The organism is Paraplanobispora takensis, from assembly GCF_016863195.1.
GTDB lineage: Bacteria > Actinomycetota > Actinomycetes > Streptosporangiales > Streptosporangiaceae > Planobispora > Planobispora takensis.
Genome location: NZ_BOOK01000004.1, coordinates 293,896 through 311,373, shown reverse-complemented (window position 1 = coordinate 311,373; position 17,478 = coordinate 293,896). Strand labels below are relative to the sequence as shown.

Genomic DNA, 17,478 nt, shown 5'->3' with positions numbered 1-17,478 from the left:
GCGGCCTTTAGAGGATTTTTGCACAGAAAGCCGTGAGGGCAAAAAGATCTACGAAAACCTCCGTCCCCGGCGTACGGTCCGAATGATGTTCTATAGAACGTGTTCTAATATGAGGCCATGACGATCGATGTCACCGCCGAGGACGCCGGGGCCCGCCACACCGCGCTGTCCCTGCTCAGCCAGCAGACCCGCGACCTCATCGACGCGGTGGTGATGACGGACGTCCCCCAGGACGAGCTCCTCGCGGTCGCCGCCGAGCTGGCCGCCCTGACCGAGCGGCTCAACGCGGTGCGGCGCGACTCCACGCGGGGCTTCGACCTCGGCTCCGACGGCGTGCCCCGCCACCCGGGCAACGCCGTGATCGGCTCGGCCAACCCGCTCGCGCTCCCCCTGGCCGTCGAGACGACCCCGGAGCGGACGGCCCGTGCGGAGCTCAGCTTCCGCCCGGCCCACGAGGGCCCGCCGGACTCGGTCCACGGCGGCGTGAGCGCGATGGTCCTCGACCACCTCCTGGGTCACGCCGCCGCGGTGGCGGGCTTCCCCGGCATGACGGCCTCCCTCACCGTGCACTACCGGCGGCCCGTGCCGTACGGCGAGCCGCTGGTGGCCACCGCCGAATACACGCGGTCGGAGGGGCGCAAGAACTGGGCCGACGGCCGCATCGCCCTGCCGGACGGGACCCCGCTGGTGGAGGCGACCGGATTGTTCATCACCCCGTCCGGCTGGGTCACGCAGGGCGGCCCCGCCTGAGAGCCTCCGAGGAGCCCGCGACGGGGCCGGCGCCGGCCTTCGACCTCCCCGGCCTCGCGCGGGACCGGTGGACTCTCGTCCTCCCCGGCACCACGCGGGTCCCGCCCGGCGTTCAGCCTGCCGGCTGCCGGGCGGGACCCGCGGGCCTCATACGGGGATCTCGGCGCTGAACGGCCGCCCGCCGAAGCTTCCGGAGACGGGGACCGGGTCCAGGGCGCGCAGGGCGGGCCAGGAGAAGGTCGCCTCGGTGCCGCCGACCGTCAGCCGGGCGGTGGCGGTGCCGTCCGGCCCCAGGACGACCTGACCGCTCACCGCCAGGTCGCGCACGAAGCGCGCCTCCTCCAAGCGGATGGCCGAGGCCTCGTCGTCGAAGACCAGCTTCCCGCCGCGCAGGCCCGGCTCCTCCTTCAGCGCCCGGTAGGACGCCGAACCCGGGTCGCGCCGGACCGCGGCGTCGGCCGCCGTGGCGAACGCGGCGGCGAGGCGCGGGTCGACACCCTCGGTCTCCGGCAGGTCCTTCACCGCCTGAGGGAAGGACGCGATCGGGCGGTGGCTCGACACGTCGCAGGAGCGGGGCGGCTCACCGGGCCGGGCCAGGAAGGACCGCAGCGCCTCGCGGGAGCAGGGCACGCCGAGCGTCGTGCCGTGCCCGCCGCCGACGACTCGCAGCACGGAGGCCTCCGGGAGGTACCGGGCGACCTCGGCCGGGCTGTGGGTGTCGTAGTCCCCGGCCACCGCCGCGGCCGGCACACCGGGACGGTCCGCCCGCGGCGGGACCGGGGGGTTGTCGCGCGGGGTCGGCCAGTGGACGCACCAGTCGGCCCATCCGGTCATGCCGCCCACCTCGGCCACGGTGAACGGCCGCAGGGGCCGCTGGCGGGCGTAGAAGCGGTCGAGCTGCCGCCTGCGTCCGGCGGCCGTGGCGTCCCGGTCGAAGGGGAAGCGCGCGTCACCGCACTTGTAGGCGAGCAGGCCGGCGAAGTCGGGCCCGCGCAGCGGCGGGACCGGTGCCGCGCCGGCGGCCTCGGCCAGACGGCGCAGCGGCAGCGGGTCGCCGCGCAGGTAGGCGGAGGCGGCGGCGTTCAGCTCGCGTCCGAACACCGGCTCGTTGAGGCGGGGCAGCAGGCCCAGCAGGGTCGTCATCGGGATCGCGGGATCGGGCCGGGCGCGCAGCCGCCGTACGAGGGCCGACCAGGCCTTCTCGCAGTCGCGGGAGGACCGGCAGGTCGGTTCCAGCAGATCGGTGCGGGCCCGGATCGGCTCGACGGCGTAGCCGTCCCCGCCCACCGGGACGAGGCTGTCCAGGAACACCCCGGCGGTGCTGTCCGGATGGCGGGCGGCGTAGGCCTGGGCGAACAGGGTGCCGTAGGAGACGCCGTAGAACGTCACCTTCGGCACGCCCAGCGCCTCGCGCACGGCGTCCATGTCGGCGACGGCCTGGTCCGCGGTGAAGAACCGGCCGCGGGCGCCCACCTGCCCGGCGCAGGAGGCGATGGTCTCCGGGCGGTTCAGATCCAGGTCCGGGCAGCGCAGCGGGCTGGACTCGCCCAGTCCGCGGGGCTCGACCACCAGCAGGTTCTGCCGGTCGACCGTCTGCTCCAGCACGGGCAGCAGCGGCAGCGCGGGCAGCGGTCCGCCGGGGTTGGCCAGGACCGTGGAGGTGGCACCGGCCCGGGGGACCCAGGCGAACGCGACGGTGATCCGCTCCGAGGAGGGGTCGTTCCAGTCGAGCGGCACCGTGATCCGGCCCTCGCACCGCTGTGCGGCCGCGGCGCAGGCGTGGGTGGACGGGGGGATGCCGGAGGAGGCGGGGGCCGATGAGGACGGGGATGATGCGGAGGGGACGGCGAGCAGCCCGGGGAGAAGAGCTGCGGCCGTTGCGATCGTCCGTAGCATCCGGAACGGCTTCCCCGGGATCTTGGCGGCAAACCCCTCTATATGCCCCCGTACGGGCTCAGTATCCGGCGCCGGTGAGCATGCCCCCGTCCACCGTGAACTCGCTGCCGGTGCAGTAGCTCGACCGCTCCGAGGCCAGGAACGCCACCACGTGCGAGACCTCGACCGGCTTGGCGAAGCGCTTGATGACCATGGACTTGAAGAACGCCTCGGCGTCCACCTCGGATGCGATCTCCGGGTCGGCGACCATGGCGGTGTCGATGGCCCCGGGGTGCACGGAGTTCACCCGGATCTTGAAACGGGCGAGCTCGCGGGCCGCGGCCTTGGTGACGCCGCGCACGCCGAACTTGGAGGCGGCGTAGGCGGACATGCCCTCGGCGCCGATGAAGCCCTCGACGGAGGAGATGTTCACGATCGAGCCCCGGCCCGCCGCCTTCATCGGCTCGATCACCGACTTGATCCCGAGCCAGGTGCCCTTGAGGTTCACGTCGAGGATCCGGTCGTACTCCTCGATCGTCATGTCCGCGATCCGGCGAAATTTAAGGATCCCGGCGTTGTTGACCAGGATGTCGAGCTTGCCGTACGTCTCGACCGTGGCGTTCACCGCCCGTTCCCAGTCGCCGGGGACGGTCACGTCCTGGTGGACGAACAGCGCCCCGGTCTCCTCGGCGAGTGCCTTGCCCTCCTCGTCCAGGACGTCCCCGAAGGCGACCTGTGCGCCCTCCTCGACGAACAGCCGCACGTGGGCCGCGCCCATTCCCCGCGCGCCCCCCGTGATCAGCGCGACCTTGCCCTCCAGCAGACCCATCTTCCAGCTCCTCGGATGATTCAAGCGACTCGATCGACACGCACGGCCCGGATGAAGCGCCCGGCGGCGGCGATGGCCGTCGCCGCCGCCTCCATCGAGCGGTAGACGGGGATCCCGGCCTCCGCCGCGATCTCGCGGAGCTCGTCCTCGACCCCGTACGGCGCGCACTCGCCGTTCCTGGTCACCAGGGTGATCCGGAGGCCGGGCAGCTCCCGCTGGGCCCGCGCCAGGGCGCGCGTGTAGGCGTGCAAGGGCTCGGCGGAGGTCCCGTAGGTGAAGAAGCTCTGCACGTTGACGTGCGCCACGACGTCCGGGTACGGCCGCCGCGCCACGATCGCCCCGACGGCCTCCCGTACGAGGTCCGGCCGTCCGCGGGGGCCCACGGGGATCTCCAGGGGGTTGGCGAGCGAGCTGCCCACCCCGACCCCCAGGGCCCGCAGCCCGTCCAGGGCCTCCTGCGGCAACGCCCTCAGCGACAGCCCGGCCCCGTCGAACACGTCCGCGGCCAGCACGCTGGCCCCGCCGCTCGGGCCCACCACCAGCACCCCGCCGTCGTCCTCGTCCGGCGGGCGCCGGGGAACGGGGATCTCCAGACCGGGACCGGGACCGGGGGCGACGGGGCCGGGGCCGGGCAGGCGGGCGGCGTGGGACTGGAAGAAGGACAGGACGCCGATCAGATCGTCCTGGCCGGTGACGAGAGCGGCCCCGGTCTGTTCGGCCAGGGAGCGCCACAGACGGGCGTCGCCGACCATTCCCCCGGTGTGGGAGGCGGCGGCGCGGCGTCCCTGGGCGCTGCGGCCGCCGACCAGCAGGACCACGGGCAGGCGCCCGCGCACCGACATCAGCGCCTCGAACAGGGCACGCCCGCCGCGCGGGTCCTCCAGGTACATGCCGACGGCCGAGGTGTGCTCGTCGACGGCCAGCCAGCGCAGCAGCTCGGCGGGGGTCACGTCGGCGGAGTTCCCCACCGTCGCCACCCGGCTGAAGGCCAGCCCGCGCCGCTCGCCGACCTTGATGACCTCCCCGGCCAGGCCGCCGCTCTGCGAGATCAGCGCCACGTGCCCGGGCGGGCCCTGCTGCCCGCCGACGAACGTCTGACCGCCGCGGGGGCTGTAGACGCCCATGCAGTTCGGGCCCAGCAGCCGGGTCCCGGCCTCGGCCGCCGCCCGGACCAGCCCGGCCTCCAGCTCCGGCCGCCCGGCCTCGCCGAACCCGCCGCTCATCACCTGGACGAACGGGATGCCGCGGGCCTGCCGTACGACCTCGGCGCACCGCCCGGCGGGCACGGCCACCAGCGCGTAGTCGGCCTGCGCCGCGTCCAGCCCGCGCACCGCCGGCACCCCGTCGACCTCGTCCGCCTCCGGATGCACCGCCACCAGCGGCACCCCGGTCGCCTTGTAGAACTCCAGGAACATGTTCCCGAAGTTCGGCCGGTTCGCCGACGCCCCCACCACGGCCACCCGCCGCGGCTCGAACAACGCCGTGAAGTCCGTCCCCCGCCGCCCGACGGCCCCGTGTGCCCGCGTGGCGCCGTCCGTGCTGCCGGGAGCGGCCGGTTCGAGTGGTGTGGTGGGGTTCGTTTCCGGTCCGGTGGCCCCGTGTGTCTGCGAAGCGCCGCTCGCTCTGCCGGGGACCGGCCGGCTGTCCGGGGTGTCCGAGGCGGAGCCGAGGGTGGGGACCGTGGGCGGCGAGTCGGCCGGGAGGTAGCGGGCGTCGACCGCGATGACGCCCTTCTCCGCGGCGATCACCGGGTTCAGCTCGAACTCGCCCAGGTCCAGCCGTTCCCAGAGCCCGCCGGCCCCGCCGACCGTGACGAGCAGCTCGACCAGGGCCCGCACGTCCACGGCGGGACGGCCACGGTAGCCGTGCAGCAGGGGGGCGCCCCGCAGGGAGGCGAGCATCTCCCGGGCGTCGGCCTCGGTGATCGGGCACAGCCGCAGGGCGGTGTCGCGCATCGCCTCGGTCCAGACGCCGCCGAGCCCGGTCAGCAGGACCGGCCCGAACCCCGGGTCGTCCACGACGCCCACGATCAGCTCGACCCCGGGCGCGGCCTGCTCCTCGACCAGGAACCCGGCGGGCGTGACGCCCCGGGCGAGGAGCGCCCGCAGCATCCCGGCCGCCGCCTCCCCGGCCTCGGCCGCGCCGCCGAGCGCCAGCCGTACCGCGCCCGCCTCCGACTTGTGCACGAGGCCGGGCCCGTAGGCCTTCAGGACCAGCGGCGGGGCCAGGTCCCGGGCCGCGGCGGCCACATCGGCGACGACCTGGGCGGCCACCCCGGCGGCGACCTCGGCCGCTCCAGGCGTTCCGGGCGCTCCGGGCGTCCCGGCGGCTGCGGTGGCCCCGGCGGGCAGGGCCACCGCGGCGCCGCGCGGCACGGTCACTCCGGCCGCGCGCAGCAGCGCCTTGACCTCGTGCTCGGGGATCATGCGGTTCTTCCTCCCGCGGGGGGTCGGGGTGGCTGCGCGCCGGGACGGGAGCCGGAGGGGTCAGTCGAACAGGTGCCGGTACCTCTCGCGGATCTCGCGGCGGAGCAGCTTGCCCGGTCCGCCGGAGGCGTCCTGGAAGTGGGGCAGCTCCTCGGCGACCACGACGCGGTCCGGCCGCTGGTGCCCGGGAAGCGTCTCACCCAGCGCCAGCTCGATCTTGGAGGCGTCGAGCGAGTGCCCGGACCTGGGGACCACCGCCAGCAGGATCTTCTGCTCGACGGCACCGGCGCCCTCGACGTGGGCGGGCACGCCCACGACCCCGGCCTCGGCCACGCCGTCCAGGGCCACCGCCGCCTCCTCGATCGCCGAGGGCTGCGACCACGTGCCGCCCTTGAGGATGGCGTCCTCGCGGCGGCCGAGCACGGTCAGGTTGCCGTCCTCCGACAGCACGCCCAGGTCGCCGCCGACGTACCAGCCGTCACGCAGCACCTCGGCGGTCTTGTCGGGGAGCCCGTCGTAGCCGGCCATCCGGTGCGGTCCGGACAGGTTGATCTCGCCGGTCTCGCCCAGCACCCGGGAGCCGTCCGGCCCGGTGATCCGTACGGCGTTGCCGATCCTGGCCCGGCCGGAGGAGCCGAGCGGGGTGCTGCCGTCGTCCACCCGGCCGAAGCAGGTGTAGGGGGCCTCGGTCTGGCCGTAGTAGCAGTAGACGCCCGCCTCCGGCAGCCGCTCCTTCATCCGGGCCAGCAACGCCGCCGGGAGCGGTTCGCCGCCGAGCATGATGACCCGCAGGGAGGACAGGTCGGCGGAGGCGTGGTCGTCGGAGCCGAGCAGCGCCGCGTAGAACGACGGGATCTGCGAGACGTGCGTGACCTTCTCGCGGGGGACGACCTTCAGGAAGTTCCCCGGGCCCCAGTCCTGCTCCAGCACCAGCCGCATCCCGGCGTAGAGGGCGGGCCCGACCAGGGCGGGGAAGCCGATGCCCCAGATGATCGCGCCGGTGCCGAGCACCGAGTCCTCCGCGCGCGGCACGTCCAGCCAGATCTGCGCGGTGGCCAGGGCCGAGGCGTGGGTGTGGATCACGGCCTTGGGCAGGCCTGTGGTCCCGGAGGTGTAGTACAGCGCCAGCGGGTCGTCCCAGGCCGCGCCCGGCTCCGGCTCCTCCTCGGAGGCCGCGGCGCTCAGCGCGTCCAGGTCCACGGCGTCCTCACCCGGGCCGCCGACCTTGATCCAGGTGGTGATCCCGGGCAGTTCGGGCCTGATCCGCGCCACGGTCTGCTCGACCGTCGAGTCGTAGACGAACGCGGTGGCGCCGGAGGCGGCCACGACCGCCTGGAGCGTCTCCACCGGCCAGTAGGGGTTGAGCGCCGCGGTGACCGCGCCGAGCTTGGCCGTGGCGAGATAGACCTCGGCCACGTGCAGCGTCTCGTTGAGCAGCGCGGCCACCCGCCGCCCCGGCTCGACCCCGGCCTCGGCCAGCGCGTGGACGCGCCGGTTGACGACCCGGTCGAGCTCCGCGTAGGTGAAGCTCTGCGTGCCGCAGTAGGTCAGCGCGACCCGGTCCGGGGTGCGCAGGGCGTTGGCGGACAGGACGGCGTAGGCGTAGTTGCCGTAGGGGTTGCCGTGCGGGTTGCCGTGCGGGTTGCCGTGGGGGGATCGCGCCATGGGGGCCTCCGGTCGGTGATGTCCTTGCGCGGTGTCCTCGGCCGCGCCCCGCGTGGACGGGGTCACAGGGCGAGACGGGGTCTCACAGGGGCGAGTAGAGGACGAAGACGTTTCCTGACGGGTCGCGCAGCACGGCCCGGGTCTCGTGGGGGCCGGTCTCGGGCCCGAGCACGACCTCGGCGCCGGCCTCGGACAGTTCCCGTACGGCCCGCGCGGTGTCGCCGACCTTGTAGGAGGGCGCGGTGACCGCCCCGGCCACCTGCTCTCCCGCGGTGGCGAGCGCCACCGTGACACCCCCGCCGTCCAGGGCCGCGAACCGGTCGCCGTCGCGGAACTTGACCGTCAGCCCGAGCGCGTCGCAGTAGAACGCGATGGCCTTGTCCAGGTCGTCGACGGGGATGAGGACGTTGCCGAGCTTGCTCACGCGGGTCTCCACTGGGGTAGGTCGTCGACGAAGGTCACGCGCACGGGCATGCCGATCCGCACCTGCCCGGGCGGGCAGCCGACGACCCCGCCGAACGCCCTGACCCCTTCCGGCAGGTCGATCCAGGCCAGCACGTACGGCTCCCGCCCGCGGAACTCCGGCACGAACGAGCGGTGCACCACGGTGAACGTGTGCACGCGGCCCTCGCCCGACACGGGCGCATAGGGAAGGTCGGTGCCGCCGCAGTGGGGGCACTCGGCGGCGGGCAGGTGCACCCACCGCGCGCAGGCCGCGCAGCGCTGGACGAGCAACTCGCCGCGGCGGCAGGCCTCCCAGTAGGGGAGCGTGTCACTGGCCATCGATCGCCAAGCTAGCGCACGCTTGGTTTGCTCACAAGGTGTCGTACCGGGTGGATTCCTCCCCCTCCACCGGCTCGTCCGGAGGACTCCCGCCGGTGCCGTCGGCCTCGGGCGGCCCGGTCTCGGGCTCGTCCGTCGAACCGCCGGTGAGCCCGTCCCGATCCGAGGCGCTCGGCTCCGGGCAGGGCTCGCCCCGGGCCTCCACGACGAGCGAATGCGCGCCGTCGGAGGCCCGCGGGTAGGTGGTGACGGTGGCGCGGCGCAGAAGGGTCTGCCCGCACGGGGGGACGGTGAAGGCGTGCGGGACCGTCTCGATGTAGACCTCCCGGCCCGAGAGCGTGAGGGTCTGCTCGGCGGTGTCCCGCAGCTCCTCCTCGTCGGGCCCTTCGGCGAACCTGACGGTCAGGACGACGTCCGCCGTGGTCGAGGCGCGCAGCGCGACCGTGGCCCCGTCGGCGTCGATCCCGGCGACGGCCAGGCCGACGACCTCGTGGCGGAGGGTGGGCGTGGTGGGGGAGGCGGGGGAAGGCGTCGAGGAGGCCGTAGCGGAGGGTTTCGGGGCGGTCGCGGTGCGCGAGGTCCCGGGGGAGGCGGTGGTCGGGACGGGGACGGGGACGGCCGGAACGGAGCCGGACGGCCTCACCGGCGCCGCGGACGAGGCTCCCGGGCGGGGGAGGGCGGGCGGGTCCGGGGCGGCGGCCGTACCGGACGGCAGGGGGGCCTCGGCGGTGGTCTCCGCGGGCCGCCGCGAGGGCCCGGAGACGCCCGCGGACCGGGAGGGGGCGGCGGTCGCGCGCCCGGTGCCGCCCGGCGCCCCGCCCGCGGGATACCGCGGCGGCGTGAAGACGTCGTCCGAGGCGAGGGGGCCGGACGGCCGGTCGGCGGCGATCAGCGCGACGGCGGCCGCGACGGCCACCAGCCCCGCGACGGCGACCGTCCGCCGTCGCGGACGCTGGAAGATCCGCGCCCGGCCGCGCGCGGTCCCGGCGGCCGGGCGGTCCGTCCCGGTGGCGGTCCTGGCCAGCGGGAAGCTCAGCGCGAACAGGGTGGCGGTCTCGGCCAGCCGGCGGCGGCCGCGCTGCTCCCAGTCCGGCCCGTAGGCGGCCGGCGCGGCCACCTCCAGCTCCGCGGCGAACGTGCGGGCCGTCGGCGGCCGGTCGGCCGGGTTCGCGGCCATCCCGTGCGCGACCAGGTGGCGCAGCGGCTCCGGGACCTCGTCCATGGGGACCGGCTCCGCGCGGTGCCGGGCCGGTACGGCGTGGCGGTCCGGTGCGCGCCCGGTGAGGCATTCGAGGAACACGCAGGTGGCCGCGTAGAGGTCGGCCTCGGCGCTCGCCGGCTGCCCGGAGCGGCGCTCGGGGGCCAGGTGGCGCGGGTCCCCGGCCGGGCCGTCCCCCTCGGGGGCGACGATGCCGAAGTCGGAGAGCTTGCCGGTCCCGTCCGCCCGGACCAGCACGTTCTCCGGCCGGCAGTCGCGGTGCACGATGCCCAGCGCGTGCCCCGCGGCCAGGCCCGTGAGCACGTCCTTGAACACGGTCAGCGCCGTCTCGGGGCTCGTCGCGCCGTGGTCGCGCAGGATCGCGCGCAGCGCGACGCCGTCGACCAGCTCCATCACGACCGCGGCCTCGAGCACGTCCTCGTAGTACTCGTGCAGCCTGACCACGTTGGGATGGTCGAGCTCGACCAGGGAGCGCGCCTCCCGGCGCAGGCGCGTCACGAAGCGCGGGTCGTCCTTCAGGGCGGCGGTCAGGTATTTGATGGCCACGTAGGCGCCGGTCTCGGTGTAGGTCGCCAGTACGACGCGGCCGCCGACCCCCGTGCCGAGTTCCCGAACCTCGCGGTATCCCGGAACCATGCAGTCCCCTTCCGAGTGCCGTCCTTGTTCGACGGTCTCACCCGGGGTGCCGGTTGTCATGATTCATGAACTTTGGCGGAGTGCGACCCGGATGTCACATCGGGTGGGGACCGTACGGCGGGGGCCGTGTTACGCTCGCCGTACCAAGCAAGCGCTCGTGTAGATCTCGGCTGTGGAGGTCGGATGCCGGTCGATCTGGGGTCCATGGTCGCGCCCGGACGCAGCGCGGTGCTGGTCATGGAGATGCAACGCGGAGTCGCCGGCGACCTGAGCGGATTCCCCGAGCTGGTGGAGGTCTGCGAGCGCCGCGGTGTGGTGGCGGGCGCGGCCGCGGTGCTGGACGCCGCGCGCGCCGCGGGGGTGCCGGTGATCCACTGCACCGCCGCCTTCCGGGCCGACCGGGCCGGGTCGCACACCGACAACTGCCCCTTCGTCGCCGCGCTCCTGAAGGACCCCTCGCACATGCTGGAGGGCACCGGCGCCGTCGAGGTCCTGCCCGCGCTGCTCGGGCCCGGCGACCTGGAGTCGCGCCGCTATCACGGGTTCTCACCCTTCACCGGCACCTCGCTCGACACGACCCTGCGCTCGCTGGGCGTCTCCACCGTCGTCGCCGTCGGCCTGTCGCTCAATCTCGGCATCCCCGGCCTCGCCCTGGAGGCGGTCAACCTGGGATACCGGGTGGCGGTGGTGACCGACGCGGTGGCCGGGGTCCCGGACGACTACGCGCAGGCCGTACTGAAACACACCGTGAGCCTGCTGGCCACGCGGGTGGGCGCCGCCGATCTGGTGGAGGTGTGGAAGTGACGGACGGCACGCCCGCGACCGGGTTCGGGGCCGGGGCCGGGGAGGGCCGGCCATGATGGACGGCCTGCGCCTGGACGGCCGGACCGCCGTCGTCACCGGCGGGGCCGGGGCCATCGGCACCGCCGTCTGCCGCGACCTGGCCTCGCTGGGCGCCCGCGTCGTGGTCGCCGACGTCGACGAGCCCGCCGCCGCGGCGACCGCCGCCGCGCTGAACGCGGCCCGTCCCGCACCGGAGGCGGGGGCAGGGGCCGCAGTGGGGGGAGGAGACAGGCCGGGGACACGGCCCAAGGGCGGACCGGCGGACGGGGCCGGACCGGGGGACGGGCCAGGGGACGGAGCGGGGACGCGGCCCGGGGACGGGGCGCGTGTCACGCATCTGGCGGTGGACCTGGCCGACCCGGCCTCCATCGAGGAGTTCTGCGGCCGGGTGGGGCCGGTGGACATCCTGGTGCACAACGCCGGGATCTCGATCGTGGAGCCGTTCGTCACCAGCGACCCGGCGGGCTGGGACCTGATGTGGCGGGTCAACCTGCGGGCCCCGATGCTGCTCACCAAGCTCCTGCTGCCCGGCATGACCGAGCGCGGATGGGGGCGCCTGGTCTTCGTCTCCTCGGACGGCGCGCGGGCCGGCTCCGGGGGCGAGGGCGCCTACGCGGCGACCAAGGCGGGCCTGTTCGGCCTGGCCAAGACCCTGGCCCGCGAGGCGGCCAGGGCGAACGTGACCTCGAACGTGGTCTGCCCGGGGCCGACGGACACCCCGATGCTGCGCAGGATCGACGCCGAGAAGCCGGGGCTGGTCGACAAGATCGCCAGGGGCATCCCGCTGCGCCGCCTCGGCACGCCGCAGGACGTCGCCGGGCTCGTCGCGTACCTGTGCACCGACAGGGCGGCCTACGTCACGGGCCAGACCCTGTCGGTCAGCGGCGGCGTCACGATGCAGTGAACGGGCCGCGGGGCATGTCAGGTGAGCGCGTCGTAGACGGCCTCGGCCAGGCGGTGGGCGCGCATGCTGCCGGAGACGGCGTCGGCCATCTTGTTCATCGTGTAACCCATGGCCAGCCCGTGCTCCACGTCGCCCAGGCCGAGGAAGCCGCCCATGCCGGTGTGGCCGAAGGCGGTCTCGGCGCCCCGGGCGGGGGTGAGGAAGGTCAGGGCCGGGCGCATGTAGCCCAGCCCGAAGGAGCTGTCGATGAACAGCACCCGGTCCGGGCCGTGGACGCGGCGCCGCATGGCGTCGCGCAGCGTCTCGGGACGCAGGATCCGCCCGGCGGTCAGCTCCCGGTAGAAACCGGCCAGGCCCCGGGCCGTGGTGACCACGCCCATCGCCGGCCAGCCCGCCCGCAGGATGACCGGGTGGTTGCCGCCCCCGGGCAGCTTGTGGACCGGCGGGTTGCCCAGGGCCCTGTTCATCAGGCTGTCCTTGTCCAGGGAGGCCTTGGCCATCTCGTAGATCGGGTCGCCCGGCCCCTGCCCGGGGAGGCGGGCCGCGGTGGACGGCGCGCCCGCCCCGGCGTCGGTCTCCGCGGGAGCGGGCAGCTCTCCGGCTCCGGACCCGCCCGAGGCTTCGAACGCCCCGGAGAGCCCTGCCGCGCCGGATGCTCCGGCGCCGCCGCCCCCTCCGGCGTCCTTCGGCTTCGCGCGCTTGCCGGCGGACAGGCGGGCCGCCCGCGCCGCCACCTCGTCCGGGGCCCCGAGCCACAGCTCCAGGCCGAGCGGCCCGGCGATCTCGGCGGCCACGATCTCGCCCACGCTCTTGCCCGACACCCGGCGGATCACCTCGCCGAGCAGGAACCCGTAGGTCAGCGCGTGATAGCCGTGCGCGGTGCCCGGCTCCCAGATCGGCTCCTGGGCGGCCAGCCGGGCGGCGATGGCCGGATGGTCCTCGAACTCCTCCACCGGGACCGGCTCCTCGATCACCGGCAGCCCCGCCTGATGGGTGAACAGGTGCTCGACGGTGATCCGTTCCTTGCCCCGCCGCCCGAACTCCGGCCAGAGGTCGGATACCGGCGCGGCCACGTCGAGCAGCCCGCGCTCGGCCAGCAGCAGCCCGGCCGTCGCGGTCACCGCCTTGGTGCAGGAGTAGGCCAGCGCGGGGGTGTGCTCCTGCCACGCACGCCCGGTGTGCCGGTCGGCGACGCCGCCCCACAGGTCCACCACCGGCTCGCCGTCCAGATAGACCGCGAACGCCGCGCCCAGTTCCTCGCCGCCGGCGAAGTGCCCGTCGAACACCTCGCGGACCCGGGAGAAGCGGGGGTCGCACCACCCGCTCGTCGTGGTCCCCGCCTCTTCCCCGATCTGGCCGTCCGCCGTCATGACCCGTCCTCAAGAATGTGAGCAATCGCTTGGTTACCGAGCCTAACAACTGGGGCCGCTTCGGCCCAGACGATCAACGCGGCACGCTGAACCTCCTGACCCCCGCCACCGTCCTGGCCGCGCTGGCCTCGGCGGTCACCGGTCAGGTGATCAGCCTGGCCATGCCGATCAGGGGCGCCACCTCCTCGCCCGCCCCCACGACGGTCCCGCACCTGCGGGGCCGCCCGCTCCCGCAGCACTTCATGTCGGTCGACGGCGCCGACTACGCGGCCGGCACCAGGCCGGTGGGCGCCGGGCTCCGCATGGCCGACGACGCCGTCGTCGTCACCCCGCACGGCACGACCACCCACATGGACGCGCTGTGCCACATGTGGGCGGGCGAGGAGCTCTACAACGGCCACCCCGCCGCCCGCGTCAGGTCGTACGGCGCGACCCGCTGCGGCATCGAGCACGCCGGCGGCGTCGTGGCCCGCGGGGTCCTGTTCGACGTCCCCCGGCACCTGGGCCTGGACCGCCTGCCCGCCGATTTCCGGATCTCCGGGGACCTGCTGGCGGAGATCGAGGACGACGTGCGGCCCGGCGACGTGGCCGTGATCCGCACCGGCTGGCCGCTGGCCTGGGAGAGCTCCCCGCAGGAGTACTGGTCCGGCCAGCCGGGCCTGTCCGCGGACGGGGGACGCTGGCTCGCGGCCAGGGACGTGGCCGTGGTCGCCTCCGACAACGCCGCCATCGGCGGCCTCAACGCCCGTCAGCTCGCCGACGAGGGGCTGGAGGACGACCTGCACCTGATCCTGCTGTGGCGGCACGGCGTCCACCTGGCCGAGATGCTCTGGCTGGAGGAGCTGGGTACGGCGTGCGCGGGCCGTACGGGCCGGGACTTCGTCTTCGTCGCGGCCCCCCTCAAGATCGAGGGAGGCACCGGCAGCCCCGTCAACCCGCTGGCGATCCTGTGACCGGCGCCGGGAACCGCATTTCCTCAGAAAGGCCGTTCCCCGGTGCCGCAGACTGAAGTATTTCATTACTGGCCGCACCGCCGGTACGACACTTTGAACGGTCATTGGATTATGCATGTCCGCCGTGCGGCAGATTAGCCCCTGGACCAGGGCGCAACCGTGCGGCCGTGCCGGTCGGGAGAGGGGCTGACAGCCAATGGCCAGGGGAGACGTCGAGCGGCGCCTCGAAAGAATGGAGAAGCTCCTTTCCGGAAGGAATTCCGTGAATCCCGCAAGGGCCTCCGCGAACGGCGGCCGGGAATTTCCGGAAACGCGCGACGCGAAATCCGCGCACCGTCCCCCGGACGGGATCGACGCCACCGCCGAGCCGCCGGCCGAAGGGGTCGAAGAGGCCGCGGAGGCCGTCACGACGCCCATACCCGTGATCGCGGGGCCGGAGGAGACGACCGGGTGAGCCCTCACCCGGCCGGCCGCACGCGGGCGTCCGCGTGCGGCCGGCGCGAGGTCAGGAGCCGGGATAGCTGCCGCCTCCGTGGGCGGCGTCGAGGGCGTCGTAGTCGGGGGTGAAGCCCTTCTTCGGGATGGACTCCGCGAAGTCGACGTGGCGGGGCTTCTTGTAGGAGGCGAGCGACCCCCTGACGTGCTCGACGATCTCCTCGGCAGAGGCGGTCAGCCCCTCCCTGAGCACCACGACGGCCTTGACGGCCTGGTGCCACTTCTCGTCGGGCACGCCGATGACGGCGGCGTCGGCGACGGCCGGGTGGGTCTTCAGCGCCCGCTCGACCTCGGCCGGGTAGACGTTCTCGTTCCCGGACTTGATCATGCGCAGCCGGGGGCCGATGAAGGTGATCGTGCCGTCGGGCTCGCGGCGCCCGAGGTCGCCGGTGTGGTGCCAGCCGCCGCGGGTCTTGGCCTCGTTCAGCTCGGGCCTGTTGAGGTATCCGGAGAAGAGCGACTTGCCGCGGGCGCAGATCTCGCCGACCTCGCCCGGCGGGACCTCGGTCCCGTCGGCGGCCAGGATGCGGACCCGGACCAGCGGCGAGGGCCGCCCGGCGAACCCGGCGGCGCCCGGGGCGAGGCCGAGGAAGGTCAGCATGCCGCCCACCTCGGTCTGGCCGTACCCGCCCATCTTGGAGCGGCACCAGGGGGAGTCGTCCACGGTCGTCATCGCGTCCCACTCCTCGGAGTGGGAGATGAAGCGCAGTGAGGACAGGTCGTACTTGCCGCCCGCGTTGGCGGCCACCACGGCGTCGATCATCTGCCCGAACAGGAACGCCTGGGTGACCTTCTCCGCGTCGATGAGGCGGCAGACCTCCTCGGCGTCGAAGGCCGGGGTGAACACGTTGGTCCCGCCGATCTGGAAGGTGGCCAGGCAGAACATCATCGTGCCGACGTGGAACAGCGGGCCGTTGTTCAGGAAGGTGAACCCCGGCTCCATCTGCCGGACGACCAGCAGCGAGGTGCTGTGCGCGACCAGTGCGGCGCTGCTGAGCAGGGCCGCGTTCGGGCGGCCGTCGAAGGCGGCGGTGTAGAGCGCGAGCACCGGGGCCGTGTCGTCGGCCGCCTCGTCCGCCACGTCGCCGGGATCGCGCGGCTCGTCGGACCCGCCGGCCAGGAACGCCTCGTAGTCCTCACCGGCCGTGATCCAGTCCTCGCCGCGGAGCGGGGCGGCGGTCTCGGAGCGCTCCCAGACCACGGCCTTCGGCGCCAGGTCCTCCAGCACGAACGCCAGCTCGTCGGCGGACTGCCGCCAGTTGGCCGGGCAGAAGATCGCGCCGAGCCGGGAGGAGGCCAGCAGCAGCTCCAGCACGGCGTGGGAGTTCTGGCCGAGCCACAGCACCCGCTCCCCGGCCGCGACCCCCCGCGCGGCCAGCGCGTCCGCCAGGCGGGTGACCCGCCGGTCGAGTTCGGGATAGGTGAGCCGCAGCTCGCCGTCCACCACCGCCGTCACCTGCGGGCGGCTGCGGGCGTGCTCGGCGAGGACGTCGGACAGGGTCAGCTGGTGGATCATCGCGCCTCCTGAGACGGGGGGTTACTGGAACGCGGGCATGACCTCTGCGGCGAAGAACCGCATGACCTTCTTCATGTCGTCCAGCGGCATCGGCCGGGTGCTGCCGAAGTCGCACAGCAGGTTGGCGAACCCGGCCTCCTCCAGGAGCTTGATCTGCCCGATCACCCGCTCCGGGTCGCCGATCACCTCCAGCTGCTCCCAGCGGAAGTCGTTGGAGACCGCGCCGCCCTTGAGATAGCGGTCCTGGTAGTACTCGAAGCCCTGGGCGGCCCTGCCGGTCTTCGGGTCGATCGGCGCGCTCTTCTCGTTGAAGATCCGGGCCCGGTCGAACATCGCCTCGAAGCGGGCCTGGTCCTCGCGGGCCTGCTCGGCGGTCGGCGCGACGTAGACGCTGCGGGCCACGACCAGCTCCGCCGCGGCCACGTCGTGCCCGGCCCGCTCGGCGGTCTCCCGCCAGGTCTCGGCCGCCCTGACCACCTTGCGGAACGGCGCGGCGGGGTCGGCCAGCACGGGCAGGCCGCGCTCGGCGTACATGGTCACCGTCTCCGGGGAGACCGCGGCCACGTGGACCGGCGGGTGCGGGGCCTGCACGGGCCGGGGGACCAGTTCGACCTCGGCGCCGGTCCGGTAGAACTTGCCCTCGTGCCGGAAGACGGGGCTGGTCCACAGGCCGAGGATCATCTCCAGCGCCTCGTTGAAGCGGTCGCGGGCCTCGGCCAGGTCGATGCCGAAGCCCTCGAACTCGAAGCTCTGGTAGCCGCGCCCGATGCCCAGCTCCAGCCGCCCGCCGGACAGCAGGTCCACCATGGCCGCCTCCTCGGCGACGTGGACCGGGTTGTGCAGCGGCAGCACCACGATGCCGGTGCCCAGGCGCAGCCGTTCGGTGCGCGCGGCCAGGTGGGACAGCATGGTGAACAGGTTCGGCACCACCCCGTAGTCGCGGAAGTGGTGCTCGGCCAGCCGTACCCCGGTGAATCCCAGCTCCTCGGCGAGTTCCGCCAGCTCCAGGTGATAGTCGTAGACCTCCTTGAAGCTCTGGCCGTCGAACCGGTGGAAGAGGTGGAAGGTCGAGAACTTCATCGGCGTCCCCTGGCGGTCGTCTCCGTGTGTCCCGTTCCGAGCTCCGGGTACGGCGGGCCGTACGAAACCAAGCGCTCGCTTGGGAGCGTATCAGTGCTCGCCCCGGACGGTCCAGGTGACCGGTTGAGCTGGGA

15 protein-coding genes are annotated in these 17,478 nt (G+C 74.1%); 5 read left to right on the top strand and 10 right to left on the bottom strand.

All coding sequences use genetic code 11. From position 1 onward, the window contains the following. Positions 1-117: 117 nt before the first annotated feature. Positions 118-750, top strand: coding sequence for a PaaI family thioesterase (locus tag Pta02_RS04020; RefSeq protein WP_203873267.1), 633 nt, complete (start codon positions 118-120; stop codon positions 748-750). A 147-nt stretch (positions 751-897) separates the two neighbouring features. Here the strand turns inward: Pta02_RS04020 and Pta02_RS04015 are convergent, their stop codons facing one another. The 7 genes from Pta02_RS04015 to Pta02_RS03985 all read right to left on the bottom strand — a co-directional run bounded on the left by Pta02_RS04015 (position 898) and on the right by Pta02_RS03985 (position 10,183). After that, positions 898-2,646, bottom strand: coding sequence for an alpha/beta fold hydrolase (locus Pta02_RS04015; RefSeq protein WP_203873266.1), 1,749 nt, complete (start codon positions 2,644-2,646; stop codon positions 898-900). Positions 2,647-2,704: 58 nt separating this feature from the next. Continuing rightward, on the bottom strand, positions 2,705-3,454 hold the full coding sequence (locus Pta02_RS04010) for a glucose 1-dehydrogenase (RefSeq protein WP_203873265.1): 750 nt from the start codon (positions 3,452-3,454) through the stop codon (positions 2,705-2,707). A 20-nt stretch (positions 3,455-3,474) separates the two neighbouring features. Continuing rightward, on the bottom strand, positions 3,475-5,880 hold the full coding sequence (locus Pta02_RS04005; protein ID WP_203873264.1) for an acetate--CoA ligase family protein: 2,406 nt from the start codon (positions 5,878-5,880) through the stop codon (positions 3,475-3,477). Positions 5,881-5,940: 60 nt separating this feature from the next. Next, positions 5,941-7,545 (bottom strand): class I adenylate-forming enzyme family protein, encoded by a 1,605-nt coding sequence (locus tag Pta02_RS04000; protein WP_203873263.1) that lies wholly within the window; start codon positions 7,543-7,545, stop codon positions 5,941-5,943. Between the two features lie 82 nt (positions 7,546-7,627). Beyond that, positions 7,628-7,969, bottom strand: coding sequence for a VOC family protein (locus Pta02_RS03995; RefSeq protein WP_203873262.1), 342 nt, complete (start codon positions 7,967-7,969; stop codon positions 7,628-7,630). Then, positions 7,966-8,328, bottom strand: coding sequence for a Zn-ribbon domain-containing OB-fold protein (locus Pta02_RS03990; RefSeq protein WP_203873261.1), 363 nt, complete (start codon positions 8,326-8,328; stop codon positions 7,966-7,968). The genes Pta02_RS03995 and Pta02_RS03990 overlap by 4 nt, the downstream gene beginning before the upstream one ends. 31 nt (positions 8,329-8,359) lie before the next feature. Next, positions 8,360-10,183 (bottom strand): serine/threonine-protein kinase, encoded by a 1,824-nt coding sequence (locus Pta02_RS03985; protein ID WP_203873260.1) that lies wholly within the window; start codon positions 10,181-10,183, stop codon positions 8,360-8,362. A 183-nt stretch (positions 10,184-10,366) separates the two neighbouring features. Here Pta02_RS03985 and Pta02_RS03980 point away from each other — a divergent pair, with 183 nt between their 5' ends. After that, the gene (locus tag Pta02_RS03980) at positions 10,367-10,987 is read left to right on the top strand and encodes a cysteine hydrolase family protein (protein ID WP_203873259.1); all 621 of its coding nucleotides are present in this window, start codon (positions 10,367-10,369) and stop codon (positions 10,985-10,987) included. A gap of 55 nt (positions 10,988-11,042) precedes the next feature. Beyond that, positions 11,043-11,930: an SDR family NAD(P)-dependent oxidoreductase gene (locus Pta02_RS03975; protein ID WP_203873343.1), complete on the top strand. Its 888-nt coding sequence runs from the start codon at positions 11,043-11,045 to the stop codon at positions 11,928-11,930. A gap of 17 nt (positions 11,931-11,947) precedes the next feature. Here the strand turns inward: Pta02_RS03975 and Pta02_RS03970 are convergent, their stop codons facing one another. Then, the gene (locus Pta02_RS03970) at positions 11,948-13,300 is read right to left on the bottom strand and encodes a serine hydrolase domain-containing protein (protein ID WP_203873258.1); all 1,353 of its coding nucleotides are present in this window, start codon (positions 13,298-13,300) and stop codon (positions 11,948-11,950) included. Positions 13,301-13,329: 29 nt separating this feature from the next. Between Pta02_RS03970 and Pta02_RS03965 the strand changes: the two genes are divergently transcribed. Together Pta02_RS03965 and Pta02_RS03960 are read left to right on the top strand one after the other, a co-directional pair. Then, a complete protein-coding gene (locus Pta02_RS03965) occupies positions 13,330-14,253 on the top strand; it encodes a cyclase family protein (protein WP_203873257.1) in 924 nt (307 codons plus the stop codon). 232 nt (positions 14,254-14,485) lie between these two features. After that, positions 14,486-14,707, top strand: a complete 222-nt coding sequence (locus Pta02_RS03960; protein ID WP_203873256.1) for a hypothetical protein — start codon at positions 14,486-14,488, stop codon at positions 14,705-14,707. Positions 14,708-14,758: 51 nt separating this feature from the next. Here Pta02_RS03960 and Pta02_RS03955 read toward each other — a convergent pair whose 3' ends face one another. Together Pta02_RS03955 and Pta02_RS03950 are read right to left on the bottom strand one after the other, a co-directional pair. After that, on the bottom strand, positions 14,759-16,264 hold the full coding sequence (locus Pta02_RS03955; protein WP_203873255.1) for an AMP-binding protein: 1,506 nt from the start codon (positions 16,262-16,264) through the stop codon (positions 14,759-14,761). Between the two features lie 21 nt (positions 16,265-16,285). Next, positions 16,286-17,344 (bottom strand): LLM class flavin-dependent oxidoreductase, encoded by a 1,059-nt coding sequence (locus Pta02_RS03950; protein WP_203873254.1) that lies wholly within the window; start codon positions 17,342-17,344, stop codon positions 16,286-16,288. Positions 17,345-17,478: the final 134 nt, after the last annotated feature.

Bases quoted from the DNA above. Each gene is read 5' to 3' on its own strand.
- Pta02_RS03985 (WP_203873260.1), bottom strand. From the start codon at position 10,183: ATGGTTCCGGGATACCGCGAGGTTCGGGAACTCGGCACGGGGGTCGGC.
- Pta02_RS04020 (WP_203873267.1), top strand. From the start codon at position 118: ATGACGATCGATGTCACCGCCGAGGACGCCGGGGCCCGCCACACCGCG.
- Pta02_RS04000 (WP_203873263.1), bottom strand. From the start codon at position 7,545: ATGGCGCGATCCCCCCACGGCAACCCGCACGGCAACCCGCACGGCAAC.
- Pta02_RS03960 (WP_203873256.1), top strand. From the start codon at position 14,486: ATGGAGAAGCTCCTTTCCGGAAGGAATTCCGTGAATCCCGCAAGGGCC.
- Pta02_RS04015 (WP_203873266.1), bottom strand. From the start codon at position 2,646: ATGCTACGGACGATCGCAACGGCCGCAGCTCTTCTCCCCGGGCTGCTC.
- Pta02_RS03970 (WP_203873258.1), bottom strand. From the start codon at position 13,300: ATGACGGCGGACGGCCAGATCGGGGAAGAGGCGGGGACCACGACGAGC.
- Pta02_RS03990 (WP_203873261.1), bottom strand. From the start codon at position 8,328: ATGGCCAGTGACACGCTCCCCTACTGGGAGGCCTGCCGCCGCGGCGAG.
- Pta02_RS03950 (WP_203873254.1), bottom strand. From the start codon at position 17,344: ATGAAGTTCTCGACCTTCCACCTCTTCCACCGGTTCGACGGCCAGAGC.
- Pta02_RS03980 (WP_203873259.1), top strand. From the start codon at position 10,367: ATGCCGGTCGATCTGGGGTCCATGGTCGCGCCCGGACGCAGCGCGGTG.
- Pta02_RS03955 (WP_203873255.1), bottom strand. From the start codon at position 16,264: ATGATCCACCAGCTGACCCTGTCCGACGTCCTCGCCGAGCACGCCCGC.
- Pta02_RS03975 (WP_203873343.1), top strand. From the start codon at position 11,043: ATGGACGGCCTGCGCCTGGACGGCCGGACCGCCGTCGTCACCGGCGGG.
- Pta02_RS04010 (WP_203873265.1), bottom strand. From the start codon at position 3,454: ATGGGTCTGCTGGAGGGCAAGGTCGCGCTGATCACGGGGGGCGCGCGG.
- Pta02_RS04005 (WP_203873264.1), bottom strand. From the start codon at position 5,880: ATGATCCCCGAGCACGAGGTCAAGGCGCTGCTGCGCGCGGCCGGAGTG.